The organism is Pseudotabrizicola sp. L79 (assembly GCF_036553525.1).
GTDB lineage: Bacteria > Pseudomonadota > Alphaproteobacteria > Rhodobacterales > Rhodobacteraceae > Pseudotabrizicola.
In genome coordinates this window covers 176,165-192,849 of record NZ_JAZHDA010000046.1, presented here as the reverse complement: position 1 = coordinate 192,849, position 16,685 = coordinate 176,165, and the positions used below count along the sequence as shown (strand labels likewise).

The following is a 16,685-nucleotide window of genomic DNA, read 5'->3' as shown; positions in this document are numbered from 1 at the left end:
CCAGATATGGTGGGCAAAGGTTGATTTGGCCCATCATCCGGCCCCGCCCACCCTTGCCCAGCCGAATCAGCCCGCCAGTGGCTGCGCGCGTTCGACCAAACGGGCGAAAAAGCTGGCACCGATGGGGGCTGCATCATCGTTGAAATCATAGGCCGGATGGTGCAGGCCCGCCCCCGGACCGATGCCCATGAACAGATAGGCGCCGGGCCGGGCCTCAAGCATGTAAGAGAAATCTTCTGACCCCATTTCGCGCCCCGCGCGCGCATTCACCGCCGCCTCGCCCGACACTTCGCGCGCCACCTCGGCGGCGAAATCGGCCTGCTCGGGGTGGTTCACCGTGGCCGGATAACCCCAATCATAGTCGATCTCGGCGGTTACATTATAGGCTGCGGCATGGCCTGCGACGATTTCGTGAAAGCGGCGCTTCAGCAGTTCACGCACCTCGGGCTTGAACGACCGGATCGTGGCGCAAAAGGTGGCCTCTTCGGGGATGATGTTGCTGGCCGTGCCGCTATGAATCTGGGTGACGGAAATCACCGCCTCGTCCATGGCATAGACATTGCGCGGGATGATCGTCTGGATGGCCCCGACCATACCCACCACGGCCACGACCGGATCAATGCAATCATGCGGGGTGGCCCCATGGCCGCCCTTGCCGGTGATCTTGACCCAAGCGGTATCAACACTGGCCATCAGCGGGCCGGGCGTTGTCTGGAAATGGCCCAAGGGGATGTTGGGTGCATTGTGGATGCCATAGACCTGCGCGATGCCAAACCGGTCCATCACGCCTTCTTGCACCATCACATTGCCGCCACCGCCCTCTTCCTCGGCGGGTTGGAACAGGAACGCCACCTTGCCGCTGAAATTGCGCGTCTCGGCCAGATATTTCGCCGCCCCCAGGGCCATTGTCACATGGCCGTCATGGCCGCAGGCATGCATCTTGCCCGGCACGGTCGATTTATACTCGGCCCCCGTCAATTCCTCGATCGGCAGCGCATCCATATCGGCGCGGATGCCGATGGTCGGCCCCGTGCCCTGCCCGTTGATGATGGCCACCACGCCTGATGTGGCAATGCCCGGATGGATCTCATCCACGCCCATTTCTTGCAACCGCGCGACGATAAAGGCCGCGGTCTGGTGGCAGTCAAACTCCAGCTCGGGGTTTGCGTGAAGATGCCGACGCCAGCCCTTCATTTCCTCTGCATAAGAGGCGATACGGTTCAGGACGGGCATAGGTCTCTCCTTTGGCTGATGTCTTTGATCAAATCTGAAAACGGAAGGAACCGCAATGGCCCCTGCCCCTCTGCCCCGCCCCCAGAGCGACCGGTTGGTGAATGATCCCGACGGCGGCCTGCCCCGCCTGCGCGAGATCATGGCGCGTTTGCGCGATCCGCAAGACGGCTGCCCCTGGGATGTGCAGCAAGACTTTGCGACCATTGCCCCCTATACGATCGAAGAGGCGCATGAGGTGGCCGATGCCATCGAGCGTCAGGCCTGGGATGACTTGCAGGGCGAATTGGGCGACCTGCTGTTCCAGTCTGTCTATCATGCGCAAATGGCCGATGAAGCCGGGCTGTTTGATCTGGATGATGTGATCCGCACCATTTCCGACAAGATGCTGGTCCGCCACCCGCATGTCTTTGGCGACGAGAGCAATCAGAAAAGCCCCGAACAGCAAACCGCCGACTGGGAGGCGCAAAAAGCGCGAGAGCGTGGCCCGGCGCGGGTGCTGGATGGGGTGGCCCTTGGCCTGCCGGCCCTGACCCGTGCGGTCAAGTTGCAAAAGCGGGCGGCACGGGTGGGGTTTGACTGGCCCTCCACTGATGAGGTGGTGGCCAAGATCGCTGAAGAAGCCGCCGAACTGGTCGAGGCCCGCGATCACCTGACCGAAGCCGAGGTGGCCGAGGAGTTCGGCGACCTGCTGTTCGTCATGGCCAATCTGGCGCGGCATCTGAAGGTTGACCCCGAAGCTGCCCTGCGCGCAGCCAACAGCAAATTCACCCGCCGCTTTCAGCGGATCGAGGACTGGCTGGCCGAGGCGGGCAAGCGGCCCGATCAATCGGATTTGGCCGAAATGGATGCGTTGTGGAACCGGGCCAAGGCGGAAGAGAAGCGCAAAAAATAACCGACAAACACAGTCAGGTATTGACCAGACAAAAAGACTCGGGTTTAACGGCGGCATGAATTCTGACTAAAGGACTCAGTCATGCATCTGCGCCACAGCCTTCTCGCCCTTGCCCTGACCTCGGTGGCCCTGCCTGCCGTCGCGCAAGAGGTGAATGTCTATTCCCATCGCCAGCCCGAACTGATCCAGCCTCTGGTTGATGCCTTTACCGCCGAAACCGGCATCAAGGTGAATGTGGCCTTTGTTGATAAGGGCATGGCCGAACGCCTGACCGCCGAAGGCAGCCGCTCGGCCGCTGATCTGGTGCTGACGGTCGATGTGGCCCGGCTGAAACAGATCGTCGATGCGGGCGTCATTCAACCCGTTCAATCCGATGTGCTCGAGGCGAATATTCCCGAAGCCATGCGCGATGCCAATGATCAATGGTTCGGCCTGACCACCCGCGCCCGCATCGTCTATGCCAGCAAGGACCGCGTGGCCGACGGCGAAGTGACCACCTATGAAGATCTGGTCAGCGACAAGTGGAAAGGCCGCATTTGCATCCGTTCGGGGCTGAATGACTATAACGTGGCCCTTGTGTCGGCCATGATCGCCCATCACGGCGAAGAGGCGACCAAGACCTGGCTGGAAGGCGTGAAAGCCAATCTGGCGCGCAAGCCCGAAGGCGGCGACCGTGATCAGGTCAAGGCAATCGCCGCGGGCCAGTGCGATATCGGCATCGGCAACACCTATTACATCGGCCAGATGCTGGCCGACCCCGAGCAGCGCGCCGACGCCGAGTCTGTCCGCATCATCTTCCCGACCTTTGAAGGCGATGGCGCACATGTCAACGTCTCGGGCGTGGCGATGACCAAGGCCGCCCCGAACAAGGAAAACGCCTTGGCCTTCATGGAATGGCTGTCCAGCGACGAGGCACAGCGCATCTATGCCGAAACCAACAACGAATTCCCTGTGAAGCCCGGTGTCGCAAAATCAGAGCTGGTGGCAAGCTGGGGTGAGTTCACCGCAGACTCGATCCCGCTGACCGAAATCGCCGACCTGCGCCCGGCGGCCGTGAAGTTGATCGAAGAAGTGAACTTCGACGGCTAAGTTTCAGTAACGGAATGAAAATATCAGCATCCCCCGAGCATGCGCCGGGGGATGCTTTTTTACTGCATCACCTCGACGCAGAGAATTGTGGGAAGATGCCGTGCCGCCTCGTCCCAGGTTGCCCCCTCATCGGTGCTGGCAAAAACACTGCCCGAATTGGTGCCGAAATAAACGCCTGCGGGTGTTGCGCGATCCACCGACATGGCTTGGCGCAAGACGGTGAAGAAACATGCCTTTTGCGGCAAGCCGCTGCGCATCGCGGCCCAGGCCTCACCGCCGTCCTGCGATCGCCAGACCGCTGCCGCAGCGCCCTCGGGATAGCGCCCCTCGCTGTCTCCGTTCAGCGGAAAGGTCCAGATCACATCGGCGTTGCGCGGATGCGCGCCAATGGGAAAGCCAAAGGTCGAAGGAAGGCCAGCGGTGATCTCTTCCCAGATCTGGCCCCCATCGCGGCTGCGATAGACGCCCTGATGATTTTGCATGTAGATCAGGCCGGGTGCGGCCCCAAAAGTCATGTTGTGCACGCAGGAAAAGATTTCATCTTCGGCACGCACCTCTACCCCGTCCCCAAAATCGCGGGGCAAGGCCCCGGCAGGGCCTGGCCGATTGCCGCGCCGGTTGCGCGCCTGCCAGCTTGCCCCGCCATCGGGGCTGAAAAACACGCCAGCCGCCGAGATGCCAACCCAAAGACCGCCGCTGCCATCGCAAAGAATGGTGTGCAGCGTCAGCCCGGCGGCACCGGGCATCCAGTGTTGCGCGCCGGGGATCTGGTTCAAGGCTGGCAACAGCTGCCATGTCACCCCGTTATCCTTGCTTTCATACAGGGCTGCAGGCTTGGTGCCTGCCAGCAAACGCTGCCCATCCCTGATCACAGACCAGACCGACTGCACGCCCTGGTCAAAACCATCTGCCGAAAAGGCCCAATGGTCACCATCGTATCGCCAGACACCCGCAGGATACCAGCCGCCGCCACCTGCGGCCCAGATCTGCCCGGTGGTTGGATCGGCAGAGGCATGATTGATGGGCATCCCATCGCACAGCGGCCCCTCAACCTCCCAGCCAGATCGGTTGCCTTTGTCCCTCCGGATGAACAGCCCCTTGGTCGAGCCCACCAGCAAATCGACAGTCATCGGCATAGCGCCCCCCGCTCGCTTACACCGCCAGTCTACCACCAGTGCCGTCATCTGATGCAGAAACTTTTCCGGCCATCTGGACAAATCTTTCCATTGACGGTTCCCTTTGCCGCAACAGGAGATCGCCATGACCAAACACCCCCGCAAGATCATCATCGACACCGACCCCGGCCAAGATGATGCCGTCGCCATTCTGCTGGCCCTGGCCAGCCCCGAAGACATTGACGTTCTGGGGGTTGTCGCGGTGGCGGGCAATGTGCCGCTGCCGCTGACTCAGCGCAATGCGCGCATCGTCTGCGAATTGGCGGGCAAGCCCGAAACGCGGGTCTTTGCCGGCAGCGACGCGCCCTTGCAACGCCCCTTGGTCACGGCAGAATATGTGCATGGCAAGACCGGGCTTGATGGCCCGCAACTGGCCGATCCCGTCATGCCCCTGCAAGATCAGCATGGCGTGGACTTCATCATCGAAACCCTGCGCCGCGAACCTGCGCATAGCGTGACATTGTGCCCCTTGGGGCCGCTGACCAATATCGCCCGGGCCATGCAGCAGGCACCCGATATCATCCCGCGCATTCAGCAGATCGTGCTGATGGGCGGCGCCTATTTTGAGGTGGGAAATGTCACGCCCGCGGCCGAATTCAACATTTATGTCGATCCACAAGCTGCTGATATCGTGTTCAAATCTGGCGTGTCGATTGTGGTGATGCCGCTGGATGTGACCCATAAGGTGCTGACCAACCGCCAGCGGATAGAAGCATTTCGCGCCCTTGGCACCGAGCCGGGGCGGATGGTTGCAGAATGGACCGATTTCTTTGAACGCTTTGACATGCAGAAATATGGCAGCGAAGGCGCCCCCCTGCATGACCCCTGCGTGATCGCCTATCTGATTGATCCGTCGCTGTTTCAGGGCCGGCATGTGAATGTCGAGATCGAAACGCAATCGGAACTGACCATGGGCATGACCGTGGCCGATTGGTGGGGGGTGACGAACCGCCCGGCCAATGCGCTGTTTATCAAAGACGTGGATGCCGACCGGTTCTTTGCCCTGCTGACCGACCGGATCGGGCGACTTTAATCCAGCGGCAAGATCACCGAAAAGCTGCTGCCTTGGCCGGGTGCGCTGGCAATCGCCAGCCGCCCGCGATGGCGCTGCACGATATGCTTGACGATGGCCAGCCCAAGGCCGGTGCCCCCTTTTTCGCGCGACCGATGACCATCGACGCGGTAGAACCGCTCGGTCAGGCGGGGAATGTGAACCGGATCAATGCCTTCGCCCCGGTCGATCACATCAACCCGCAGGGCAGCCGCCTTTGGCAGTTGCGCAAGCGACAGCCGGATCGTCACCGCCCCCCCTGCGCCACCATATTTGATCGCATTCTCGATCAGGTTCTGAAACACCTGCACCAACTGATCAGGATCGCCGGGCAGAACATGCGGTGTGTCCTCTCCCTCGATTGTCACCGCGACCTTGGCCGCTTCACTCAGCGGGCGCAGGGTCACGACGGTGCTGCGCAACAGATCCAGCAGGTTGACACGCTGCGTCGGGCGCACCCGCTCTTCGGCCTCGACCCGGCTGAGATGCAGCAGATCATGGATCAGGCGGTTCATGCGTCCGGCCTCGCGTTCCATCACCGCCAGAAAGCGGTCGCGCGCCACGGGATCATCCTTGGCCGCACCCCGAAGGGTTTCGATAAACCCCAGCAGCGCCGTCAGCGGAGAACGCAATTCGTGACTGACATTGGCGACGAATTCGCGCCGCATCTGCCCCATCTGCTCTTCTGCGGTCAGATCCTCGAAAACGCACAAGACACCAAGGCCTTCCGCCAAGGGCGTCACCGTCACGCGGTATACGACATCCGGCCCCGGGCCTGTGATCACATGCCGGGCCACCCCCGGCTTGCCTTGGCTGATCGCGGCGGCGATCGTGGCCTGAATTTCGGGCTGGCGCAGGCTAAGGGCGTGATGGCGCCCTTTGGCCGCCCCACCCAGCAACGCTTCGGCCCCGGCATTCATCGCCAGCATGCGATCATCCATGCCAATGATCAGGGCGGGCAAGGGGATGCCCGACAAAATACTCAAGAACGTCTGCTGCATCCGCCTGCCCCACCCCGCCGGGTTGCCCGCCCCCGCGTTTTCATAGTTTTTTCCGTCGCACCAAATAGACAGGGTTGAACTTGACACAATCCCAGCTAATGAAAAACTGTACCAAGGTTTTTGTACATCGCTGTGAATGTTTAACCACCAAGAATTCCAAATACAGCCGTTAAGGACAGACTTTGGTTGTAAAATTCCCTTTAAGCGCGGCCCCGTCGGCCGCAGAACTGGCCCCTGCGCCTGATGGGGCCGTCTTTGTTTCCGTGGGCTTGCCCGCACAACTGGCACGGGAATTGGCGGGCCAATATCCGGTGGTCGAATTGCTGGCAGAGGAGCTGAGCGTGGCCACGCTCTCTGCGCAGTCTATCATGCTGATCGGCTGCCCCCTGTTCAGCGCCAGCTTTGACGCCATGCAGATCGCCGAATCCTTGGTGGCAGCAGGGTTCACGGGCCGCTTGCTGGTGGTGGCCCCGGCGCTGCCCAATGTCGCCATGGTCGAGCGTGAGCTGCAAGCCATGGCCTCGACACTGACCATCAGCCTGATCACGCCTTGACGACAAGCCCCGCCCGAAACCGCCGGGCATTGGCGCGATAGCCTTCGGCCGATTTCAAAAGGCGGGCCTGCGCTTCGGCATCAAGGCTGCGGATGATCTTGCCCGGGCTGCCCATCACCAGACTGCCATCCGCAATATCCTTGCCCTCGGTGATCAGCGCCCCGGCACCGATCAGGCATCCCTTGCCGATTGTCGCCCCGTTCAGAATGATGGCCCCCATGCCGATCAGGCTGCCGTCACCAATGGTGCAGCCATGCAGCATGACCTTGTGGCCGATGGTGCAATTCGCCCCGATCGTCAGCGGATAGCCGATATCGGTGTGAAACACGCAGTTTTCCTGCACATTTGAACCTTGGCCTACCCGAATTTCTTCGTTATCCCCGCGGATCGTGGTGCCAAACCAGACCGAGCTTTCGGCCATCAGCACCACCTTGCCGATCAGATTGGCATCAGGGGCAACCCAAGCGCTTGGGTCGATCTGTGGCTCTGTTCCATCCAGCGCATAGATCATCTGGTTTCGAACTCCTTATTCAGGCCGCGCACGAAATCGCTAAGCTGCGGCTGGCGGTCGCGGCGCATCCGTTCGCTTTGCAGAATGGTCAGCAGATTGCCAAAGGTCGTGTCCAGATCATCGTTGATCAACACATAATCATATTCCGCCCAGTGGCTGATCTCATCGCGGCTTTTCGCCATACGCCCGGCGATCACCTCGTCACTGTCTTGCGCGCGGCTGCGCAGGCGGCTTTCCAGCGCGGCGATCGACGGCGGCAGAATGAAGATCGACACCACATCACGCCCCAGGGCCGAATTGCGGATCTGCTGGCCGCCCTGCCAGTCTATGTCAAACAGCGTATCGCGCCCGTCGCGCATCGCCGTTTCCACCGGGCCGCGCGGGCTGCCGTAGAAATTGCCAAAGACCTCGGCATGTTCCAGCATCTCGCCCGTCGCCACCATGGTTTCAAATTCGGCGCGCGACTTGAAGTAATACTCGCGCCCGTCCTCTTCACCGGGGCGCGGCGCGCGGGTGGTGGCGCTGACCGAAAAGCGCACCGTCGGATCCCATGCCATCAACCGCTTGGCCAGCGTCGATTTTCCCGCCCCCGAAGGAGAGGACAAGATAAGAAGAAGCCCGCGCCGATCCGCCATATCAGGTTATTCCACGTTTTGAACTTGTTCGCGCAATTGGTCGATCACGGTCTTAAGGTCAAGCCCGATCCGCGTCAGGGCCAGCGACTGCGCCTTGGAGCACAGCGTATTGGCCTCGCGCATGAACTCTTGCATCAGAAAATCGAATTTGCGCCCCACGGGCCCCGGCTCACCCAGCAACAGCCGTGCGGCATCGACATGGGCCCCCAAACGATCCAGCTCTTCGGTGACGTCATTTTTGACCGCAATCAGCGCCAGTTCCTGCGTCAGCCGGGTTTCATCAACGCTGTCAATGCTGTCCATAACACGCGCCAAAGCCTCGGCCAGACTGGCGCGCGCCTCCTCGCGCCGTGCCCCGGCCTGTGCCTTGGCATCGGCCGTCAAGCTGGCGATCTGGTCAAGCTGGCCCGCAATCACCCCCTTCAGCGCCGCACCTTCGGCGGCGCGCATGGTGGCAAAGTCGGCCATCAGCGGGGCAAAATCCTGCATCAACGCAGCGCGCAAGGCGGTGGTGTCGTCGCTTTGGCTGCTGGTTTCCAGCACCCCGCGCAAAGACAGCAAATCGGCCGCCGTGGCCTGGCCCAAGGTAACACCCGAAGCCATGGCTGCGGCCTCGATCTCTTGCAGCGCCGTCAGAACTGTGGGCAGCACCGCCATGTTGACGCGCAAGCCGCCCTCGCCGGTTTCGTCGCGGGCCACCTTCAGCGACAGCGATACATTGCCCCGGCCAAGCGCCTTTTGCATCTCGGCCCGCAAAAGGGCCTCTAGCCCATCAATCCAGTCGGGCACCCGCAGCCGCAGATCCAGCCCTTTGCCATTGACCGATCGCACATCCCACGCCCAGCTGTAACCCGCCCCCTGCCCTTTTCGCGCGGCAAAGCCTGTCATCGAAACCGTCATGCGCTGCTCTCCCTTGCCGAACCGGCATTTACCATTTGTTCAGTTTTCCACCAAACCGCCGCGCAGATGATGTAGCTTAACCCAACGGTAATCATTCTGAACGCGATGTTAACCAGTCAGATCAGCCTTGGCGCAAGCTGCTGCGCGAATACCATGGCTTGGCTGGTGCAAGCAACCAAAGGGGACGGCGCCCGATCTTGGCGCCAGCGAAAAGGTGTGGTGATGGTCATTCGGTATTTCAACGGCTTGGGGCAGAACCGCGCATGGCACGATCAGGGCAAGATCGCCGAGGTGCGCGCCTATTGGGAGGCGTTGCGTCAGGACGGGCAATTGCCGCACCGCCAACAGATTGATCCGCGTGGCATCGCAGGCGCGCTGGACCACACCTTTCTGATCGAACGCATCGGCACGGGCCTTGCGCAGGTGCGCATCGCGGGCATGGTGTTTCACGATCTTATGGGGATGGATCTGTGCGGCATGCCCCTGTCAGCGATGTTTCTGGCCGAGGCGCGCTTGCAATTGCAAATGGCGCTAGAGCGCATGTTTCACGGCCCCGCCTGCCTCAGCCTCACTTTACGCTCGCCCGCAAGTATGGGGCGCGAGGCTTTGAAGGCGCGTATGATTGCCTTGCCCCTGCGGGGGGCGTCTGGCCTTGGCCTTGGGCAGAACGGGGGCAGCACCATGGCCTTGGGTTGTCTTGAGGTGGCGGGCACCATCGCCCGGCAACCACGCCGTTTCATGATCGACACCACCGATGTCACCCGGATTGCAGTGCCAGATGATCAGCCAGATGATCTTGTGGTGCCGACTGGGGCCTTGGCACCTGTGCCAGCACAACCCGCAACGCACCCAGCCCCACATCCCTATTTGCGGCTGGTGCATTCGGCCCCTTGATCTTGCGCAAGGCTGTGCCCGCCCGGCCACGATAAACTGGCAACAGGTTCGGGCGGGGGGGTGCGATGACGCTGATCGTTGTTTTGCTGGCTGCTGGGTTTGCCGCTGTGGTCGGGCTGGTCTTGCTGCGCCTCTATGATCAACGGGTGGACCGTGTGACGTGGCAATGGCTGGCGCGGCGGCAAGCTGAAACACCGCAGCCTTTTGATCCGGGCATGATCGCAGACCTGCCCGAACCTGCCCGACGCTATCTGGGTTATGCGATCCTTCCCGGCGCGCCGCTGTGGACGGTGGCCGAAATTGACATGACCGGCACCTTTGCCCTTGGCGACCAAGCCACCCCCAAAGAGCAACCGATGAAAGCCCGGCAAATCCTTGCCCTGCCTTACGGATTCATCTGGGCAATGCAGGCCGGCCCCATCGGTGGGTCTGACGGCTTTGGGGCCAAAGGGTCATGGACACGGTTTCGCCTGTTTGGCGTGCTGCCTGTCGCGCGCAGCGGCGGGTCAGAGGATCATCTCCGCTCGGCCTTTGCCCGTCTGGTGGCCGAAGCGGTGTTCTGGACACCCGCCGCCGTGCTGCCCGGCCCCGGCATTCACTGGGAAAGCGCGGGCCCCGATACCGCGCGGCTGACAGTGACCCAAGGCAAGCTTTGCCAATCGGTTGATCTGACCCTTGCCGCAGATGGCAGGCCGCTGTCGATGGTGATGCCGCGATGGTCGAACGCCAACCCCGAGAAACGCTGGCAGATTCAGTCCTTTGGCGCGGTATTTGGCGATCACCGCCCGGTTGGCGGCTTTCGGCTGCCCTTTGACGTGCAGGCAGGCAATCTCTTTGGCACCGCTGACTGGTTTGCCTTTTTCAAGGCCCGCGTCAGCGCCATTCGTTTCGCCAAATGAAAAGGGCGGGCCGTGAAGGGCCCGCCCGATCGTCACTGACAGCGCCTTACAGGGCGATGCGCTTGCCTTCGTCGCGCAGGCTTAGCAATTCTTCCGCCACAAGGAAGGCCAGTTCCAGCGACTGGCTTGCGTTCAGGCGCGGGTCACAGGCGGTGTGATAGCGATCGGCCAGATTTTCATCCGACACAGCGCGCAAACCGCCGGTGCATTCGGTCACGTCCTGGCCCGTCATTTCAAAATGAACACCGCCCGGAATGGTGCCCTCGGCCTTGTGGATGGCAAAGAACTCGCGCACTTCGCGCAACACGCTGTCGAACGGTCGGGTTTTATAGCCCGATTGCGCCTTGATCGTGTTGCCATGCATCGGATCGCACGACCAGACAACATTGGCGCCCTCGGCCTGCACCGTCTTGATCAGGCGCGGCAAATGCTCGCCCACCTTGCCCGCACCGAACCGCGCGATCAGCGTCAGGCGACCCGGCTCGTTTTCCGGGTTCAGCTTGGCCATCAGCACCTTGAGGTCTTCGGTAGTGGTTGACGGGCCGCATTTCAGGCCAATCGGGTTCAGCACGCCCCGGCAGAATTCGACATGTGCGCCATCGGGCTGACGGGTGCGGTCGCCGATCCAGATCATATGGCCAGAACCCGCCACCGGCTTGCCCGAGATGGAATCGACGCGGCACAGGGCTTCTTCATATTCCAGCAGCAAGGCTTCGTGGCTGGTGTAGAAATCCACCGCATGCAGGGTATGGGCGGTATCGGAATTCACCCCGGCCGCCGTCATGAAATCAAGTGCATCGGCGATACGGTTTGACAGTTCACGATAGCGCTCGGCCTTGTCATGCTCGGCAAAGCCAAGGGTCCAGCTGTGCACGCGGTGAATATCGGCAAACCCCCCGGTCGAGAAGGCGCGCAGCAGGTTCAGGCTGGCCGCCGCCTGCGTATAGGCCTGCAGCATCCGGTTCGGATCGGGGATGCGCGATTCCGGCGTCGGATCAAAGCCATTGATGATGTCGCCCTTGTAGCTGGGCAGCTCGACACCGTTGATCACCTCGGTCGGGGCGCTGCGCGGCTTGGCAAACTGGCCAGCCATGCGACCCACCTTGATGACCGGCACCTTGGCCCCATAGGTCAGCACCACCGCCATTTGCAGCATGACGCGAAAGGTGTCGCGAATGTTGTCAGCGGAAAATTCGGCAAAACTTTCGGCGCAATCGCCGCCCTGCAACAAGAAGGCCTTGCCTTCGGCCGCAGCGGCGAGTTGCTTTTTCAGCTTGCGGGCCTCACCGGCGAAGACCAGCGGCGGATACTTCGCAAGCTGCGCCTCGACAGCGTGCAGCGCGGCAGCGTCAGGGTAATCGGGCATCTGGATCCGCGGCTTTGCGCGCCAGTCCGATTTCGTCCAGCCCTTGGTCATGGCCATCCTCCGGGTCTTCAGTGTCGTTAGCGTTAGCGGCGCATATACTGTCGTGGGCAGCGGAATGCAAAGGGCGAATGCTGTCACTCTTGCGTCACGGGCTCTTGCGGTTCAGCGCCGAATGCTGTCTGACTGTCGTAATACCGACACGAACAGGTCGCAAGATGTCAGCCTCGCCCACCCGCGCCCGATCCACAGCAACTGCTGGCAGCAGGCAGTTCATTTTTGTGCTGCTCGACAACTTTACCATGCTGTCGTTTTCCTGCGCGATCGAGCCTTTGCGGCTGGCCAATTATGTGGCGGGAAAGCCGCTTTATACATGGAAGCTAGCGGGCGAGAACGGGCGCGAGGCCACCTGCTCGAATGGGGCCACCTTCAAGCTGGACATGGGGCTAGAGGAAGTGGACCGCGAAGACGTGATCCTGGTCTGCGGTGGCATCGAGGTTCAGAAAGCCACGACCAAACCTGTGCTGAACTGGCTGCGGCGCGAAGCCCGGCGCGGCAATATCATCGGCGGGATGTGCACCGGGGCCTATGCCTTGGCCCGTGCTGGCCTGCTGGATGGCAAGAAGGCGACGATCCACTGGGAAAACCAGGACGGGTTCCTTGAGGAATTCGAGCATGTCAAGCTGACGAAATCGGTCTTTGTCATGGATGGCAACCGCCTGACCACGGCGGGCGGCACATCGTCGATTGACCTGATCCTGAAGATCATCGCCGCCGATCACGGCAGCGATCTGGCCAATAACGTGGCCGATCTGCTGATCTATTCCACGATCCGCACCGATCAGGATACACAGCGCCTGTCGATCCCTACCCGCATCGGGGTGCGCCACCCCAAGCTAAGCCAGGTGATCCAGATGATGGAGGCCAATATCGAAGACCCGCTGTCGCCTGCCGATCTGGCCGATCAGGTGGGGATGAGCACGCGCCAGCTGGAACGGCTGTTCCGCCGCTATCTGAACCGCAGCCCCAAGCGGTATTACATGGAACTGCGCCTGCAAAAGGCCCGCAACCTGCTGATGCAAACCGATATGAGTGTGATCAACGTGGCGCTTGCCTGTGGCTTTGCCTCGCCCTCGCATTTCTCGAAATGCTATCGGTCGCATTACAACACCACCCCCTACCGTGAACGCGGCACCCAAGGCCCGGCCCTTGGGCCTGCGACGCGCCTGTCGATCTGACACCGCGCTTGCCCAAAGCCGCTTTGCCGTGCAAACCTTGGGCAAAACGGGGGTGTGTTGCGGTGAAACGGCTTTTGCTTTGGGCCATGCTGTGCGTCAGCCTTGCCTGTGCTGCACAGGCGCAAACCCGGCTGGGGTTGGTGGTCGGCAATGACCGCTATGAAAATCTGCCCTCTTTGCAAAAGGCAGGGAACGATGCCCGCGCGATTGCCGCAACTCTGGAACAATTGGGCTTTGCCACCACCCTTTTGCAAGATGCAGACCGCCGCGGCATGACGCGGGCGCTGTCAGATCTGGCCAATGCGATCACGCCGGGCGATGAGGTCTTGTTCTACTACGCCGGGCATGGGGTAGAGGTGTCGGGGCGCAACTATCTGCTGCCCACCGATGCGCCAGCCGCCCATCCGGGGGATGAGGCCTTTGTCACGGCGGAAAGCGTGGCGGTGGATGATGTGCTGTTCACCTTGCAATCGCGTGGGGCGCGGGTGACGGTGCTGATCCTTGATGCCTGCCGCGACAACCCCTTTCCCCGGCAGGGCACCCGGTCCGCCGGGGGCGCGCGGGGGCTGGCCCCGATCAGCGCGCCCGAAGGGGCGTTCATCCTGTTTTCGGCGGGCACGGGCCAATCGGCGCTTGATGGGCTGGGGGCGGCAGATGCCAACCCCAATTCGGTCTTTACCCGTGCGCTGCTGCCGCTGTTGACAGCGCCCGGCCTGCCCCTGCAGCAGATCGCCCGCGCGCTGAAGGCCGAGGTCGAGGCGACGGCGCAAAGCGTGAACCACAAACAGCGCTCGGCCTATTATGATGAATTGACCGGGGATTTCGTGCTGAACGCCAATGCCACACGCGGGGCCACCGCGCTAGAGGGCCGTGCGCCAGCAGCCCCGGTGATGGCCGCGCCCGACCCCTGTGACGCCGCCGCGCGGGATTGGCAGGCTGTGGCCGGGCTGGATGATCCGGCTGTCCTGCGGTCTTTTTCGCAAACCCATCAGGACTGCGCGGTTTTTGCCACCGCGGCGCGCGAACGCGCACAGGCCATCGACATTGCCCGCGGCGGGGGCGGTGCGGGCATCGGGATCGGGGTCGCGCCGGGTGGGGCGGGCATCGCAGCGCCGGCCCAGCCCGCCAAACCCGCGCCAGCCGTGCAGACATGGCGGGTCAAGCGCGGCGTGTCCGAAGGGCATATGAACGCCCGCTCTGGCCCCGGAACGGGCTATCCGATCTTGTTCCAGATCCCCGAAGGCACCGGCGGATTGCTGGTGCAGGATTGCCGCAAACCCGATGCCGGCGGCGGCACCAAGGATGTTTGCTTGACCACATGGGGCAACCGGCAGGGCTGGGTTTCGATCGGCGGGCTGGAACGCGAATGATCCGCGCGGCGGTTTTGCTGGCCCTTTGCGTCGCGGCGGCCCCGGCCCTGGCAACAGATTTGCCGTCCGGCTTTGTGCGGCTTGCAGATCTTGCGCCCCATATTGCCCAAGACATCCGCTATGCCCGCGCCTTCAATTTCACCGGCGCGCCCGTGCCCGGTTATGATCGCGAAAGCTGTATTCTGACCGAAACAACGGCCCGCGCGTTGATCCGGGTCGAGACGCAGTTGGCACAGCAGGGTTATGGGCTGGTGGTGTTTGATTGCTATCGCCCGATCCGGTCGGTGCTGGTCTTCGCCGATTGGGCGGCGCAATCGCCCGCGCCGCCGGGGGGGCCGCCCAGCCAGCAGACCTTTTTCCCCGATCTGGCGCGCGGTGATCTGATCCCCTTGGGCTATATCGCCCGCCAATCGGGTCATTCGGTAGGTCATACCGTGGATGTGGGGCTGCGCCGCGCCGATCAGCCCCCGGCCCGCCCGGATTGGGCCGATGCCACTGCCTGCACCGCCGCCTTTGACCAGCGCTATGCGGAAACCGGGCTTGATCTGGGCACAGGCTTTGATTGCTTTTCCCCCCTGTCTGCCGTTGCGGCCGATGTCACGCCCGAGGCCCGCAAGAACCGCCGCATCCTGACGCGCGCCATGCAGGCACAGGGCTTTACGGGCTATGCAGCCGAGTGGTGGCACTTTCGCAACAGCGCCGATCCTGCCCGCGACAGGCAGGATTTCCCGGTGAACTAGGTATCACTGCGCCGGGGCCAGCCGATAGATCGTGCCATCATAGACCGATGCAAACCAGATCGCACCATCGGGGGCCTCAACCACATCGCGCACGCGCCCAGTCTCGGGGGCCGAAATCCGTTCTTCGGCAAAGCCGGTGGGGCCGGGTTGATCCGGGTCAAGACGGCCAAGAAAGTCGCTGTTCAGGCTGCCAAAAAAGATGTCGCCTTGCCAATCTGGCACCAGTTTGCCCGAATAGACGACCATCCCCGATGGCGCGATCGAGGGATCCCAGTAATGCATCGGCTGTTCCATGCCGGGGCCGCTTGTCCCCTCGCCGATCTTGCCGCCGCCATAGTTTTCCCCGTAGCTGATGACCGGCCACCCATAGTTGCGCCCTTCGGTCACGCGGTTCAGTTCATCCCCGCCCTGCGCGCCATGTTCAACCAGCCAAAGCGCCCCATCCGCCCCCAGATCAGCCCCTTGGGCATTGCGGTGGCCAAGCGAATAGACACCGGGCCGCCATCCATCAACCTGCGTGGCGGGGGTGCCGTCGCGGTTCAGGTGAATGACCTTGCCCTCAACCAAGGCCGGGTCTTGTGACTGCATCCCGCCCGGCCCCGTGCCGCGGTCGCCCGTTGTCAGGAAAACGGTGCCATCTGCATGTTCCACAAGGCGCGATCCAAAGTGCCGCCCGCCCGAGCGCCCTTCCCCGACATACAGTGTCTGGAACCCTTCCAGCTTGCGGCCATCCTCAGACAACCGCCCCTTTCCCACAGCCGTTGCCGCACCGCCCGGCACAGGGGCTGCGAAACTTAGCCAGACCTCACGGCTTTGGGAAAAATCGCGCGGGATCATCACATCCAGCAACCCGCCTTGGCCTTGTGCGAAAACCTCTGGCACCCCAGAGATCGGGGCAATCGCCCCATCCCGCGAAAGCAGCAAACGGCCATCGCGCTCGGTGACCAGAACGTCGCCATCGGGCAAAAAGCCAAGGGCCCAGGGTTCGTCCAGCCCGGTGATGACTGGGGAAATCACCATTGGCCCGGCTTGGGTTTCCACCTGAGTCTGGGCCTGGGCTGGCAGGGAAAGCATCGCCATCGCGGCGGTTTGCACAAGGATCCGGGGGGTCATCTGCACCTCTCTCGGTTGATCATTGCG

At 62.2% G+C, this 16,685-nt stretch carries 17 protein-coding genes; 9 read left to right on the top strand and 8 right to left on the bottom strand.

The genetic code is table 11. The features are described 5' to 3' along the window. Positions 1–66: 66 nt before the first annotated feature. On the bottom strand, positions 67–1,233 hold the full coding sequence (locus V3C85_RS09255; protein WP_331794800.1) for a M20 aminoacylase family protein: 1,167 nt from the start codon (positions 1,231–1,233) through the stop codon (positions 67–69). Positions 1,234–1,288: 55 nt separating this feature from the next. On the opposite strand from V3C85_RS09255, the gene mazG reads away from it, so the two are divergent. Next, entirely contained in the window at positions 1,289–2,125 is an 837-nt protein-coding gene (gene mazG / locus V3C85_RS09250; protein ID WP_331794799.1) for a nucleoside triphosphate pyrophosphohydrolase, read from the top strand. An 81-nt stretch (positions 2,126–2,206) separates the two neighbouring features. Beyond that, entirely contained in the window at positions 2,207–3,214 is a 1,008-nt protein-coding gene (locus V3C85_RS09245) for a Fe(3+) ABC transporter substrate-binding protein (protein ID WP_445942002.1), read from the top strand. A gap of 59 nt (positions 3,215–3,273) precedes the next feature. Here the strand turns inward: V3C85_RS09245 and V3C85_RS09240 are convergent, their stop codons facing one another. Continuing rightward, entirely contained in the window at positions 3,274–4,350 is a 1,077-nt protein-coding gene (locus tag V3C85_RS09240) for a WD40/YVTN/BNR-like repeat-containing protein (RefSeq protein WP_331794798.1), read from the bottom strand. Positions 4,351–4,474: 124 nt separating this feature from the next. On the opposite strand from V3C85_RS09240, the gene V3C85_RS09235 reads away from it, so the two are divergent. Then, a complete protein-coding gene (locus V3C85_RS09235) occupies positions 4,475–5,422 on the top strand; it encodes a nucleoside hydrolase (RefSeq protein ID WP_331794797.1) in 948 nt (315 codons plus the stop codon). Here the strand turns inward: V3C85_RS09235 and V3C85_RS09230 are convergent. Beyond that, positions 5,419–6,441: an ATP-binding protein gene (locus V3C85_RS09230; RefSeq protein WP_331794796.1), complete on the bottom strand. Its 1,023-nt coding sequence runs from the start codon at positions 6,439–6,441 to the stop codon at positions 5,419–5,421. The genes V3C85_RS09235 and V3C85_RS09230 overlap by 4 nt on opposite strands. Positions 6,442–6,704: 263 nt before the next feature. On the opposite strand from V3C85_RS09230, the gene V3C85_RS09225 reads away from it, so the two are divergent. Then, entirely contained in the window at positions 6,705–6,995 is a 291-nt protein-coding gene (locus V3C85_RS09225) for a hypothetical protein (RefSeq protein ID WP_331794795.1), read from the top strand. On the opposite strand, the gene V3C85_RS09220 is transcribed toward V3C85_RS09225, so the two are convergent. Genes V3C85_RS09220 through V3C85_RS09210 form a run of 3 tightly spaced genes read right to left on the bottom strand, consistent with a single transcriptional unit; the run spans position 6,985 to position 9,041 of the window. Further along, complete coding sequence (locus tag V3C85_RS09220; protein ID WP_331794794.1) at positions 6,985–7,506, bottom strand: gamma carbonic anhydrase family protein; 522 nt, start codon at positions 7,504–7,506, stop codon at positions 6,985–6,987. The two genes, V3C85_RS09225 and V3C85_RS09220, sit on opposite strands and share 11 nt — an antisense overlap. Continuing rightward, positions 7,503–8,141, bottom strand: a complete 639-nt coding sequence (gene gmk / locus V3C85_RS09215) for a guanylate kinase (protein ID WP_331794793.1) — start codon at positions 8,139–8,141, stop codon at positions 7,503–7,505. Before gmk ends, V3C85_RS09220 begins: the two co-directional genes overlap by 4 nt. Positions 8,142–8,147: 6 nt before the next feature. Next, a complete protein-coding gene (locus V3C85_RS09210) occupies positions 8,148–9,041 on the bottom strand; it encodes a YicC/YloC family endoribonuclease (protein ID WP_331794792.1) in 894 nt (297 codons plus the stop codon). Positions 9,042–9,263: 222 nt separating this feature from the next. Between V3C85_RS09210 and V3C85_RS09205 the strand changes: the two genes are divergently transcribed. Together V3C85_RS09205 and V3C85_RS09200 are read left to right on the top strand one after the other, a co-directional pair. Beyond that, positions 9,264–9,935 carry a PAS domain-containing protein gene (locus V3C85_RS09205; protein ID WP_331794791.1) on the top strand — a complete coding sequence of 224 codons (672 nt, stop codon included), beginning with the start codon at positions 9,264–9,266 and terminating at the stop codon, positions 9,933–9,935. Between the two features lie 65 nt (positions 9,936–10,000). After that, complete coding sequence (locus V3C85_RS09200; protein WP_331794790.1) at positions 10,001–10,834, top strand: DUF6544 family protein; 834 nt, start codon at positions 10,001–10,003, stop codon at positions 10,832–10,834. Positions 10,835–10,880: 46 nt separating this feature from the next. Here V3C85_RS09200 and V3C85_RS09195 read toward each other — a convergent pair whose 3' ends face one another. Continuing rightward, positions 10,881–12,251 (bottom strand): class II 3-deoxy-7-phosphoheptulonate synthase, encoded by a 1,371-nt coding sequence (locus V3C85_RS09195; RefSeq protein ID WP_331795267.1) that lies wholly within the window; start codon positions 12,249–12,251, stop codon positions 10,881–10,883. A gap of 164 nt (positions 12,252–12,415) precedes the next feature. On the opposite strand from V3C85_RS09195, the gene V3C85_RS09190 reads away from it, so the two are divergent. The 3 genes from V3C85_RS09190 (at position 12,416) to V3C85_RS09180 (ending at position 15,545) form a co-directional block, all read left to right on the top strand. Then, complete coding sequence (locus tag V3C85_RS09190; protein ID WP_331794789.1) at positions 12,416–13,435, top strand: GlxA family transcriptional regulator; 1,020 nt, start codon at positions 12,416–12,418, stop codon at positions 13,433–13,435. Positions 13,436–13,497: 62 nt separating this feature from the next. Further along, positions 13,498–14,805 carry a caspase family protein gene (locus tag V3C85_RS09185; RefSeq protein ID WP_331794788.1) on the top strand — a complete coding sequence of 436 codons (1,308 nt, stop codon included), beginning with the start codon at positions 13,498–13,500 and terminating at the stop codon, positions 14,803–14,805. Next, entirely contained in the window at positions 14,802–15,545 is a 744-nt protein-coding gene (locus V3C85_RS09180; RefSeq protein ID WP_331794787.1) for a M15 family metallopeptidase, read from the top strand. Before V3C85_RS09185 ends, V3C85_RS09180 begins: the two co-directional genes overlap by 4 nt. Positions 15,546–15,548: 3 nt before the next feature. On the opposite strand, the gene V3C85_RS09175 is transcribed toward V3C85_RS09180, so the two are convergent. After that, positions 15,549–16,658: a PQQ-dependent sugar dehydrogenase gene (locus tag V3C85_RS09175; RefSeq protein WP_331794786.1), complete on the bottom strand. Its 1,110-nt coding sequence runs from the start codon at positions 16,656–16,658 to the stop codon at positions 15,549–15,551. Positions 16,659–16,685 lie beyond the last annotated feature (27 nt).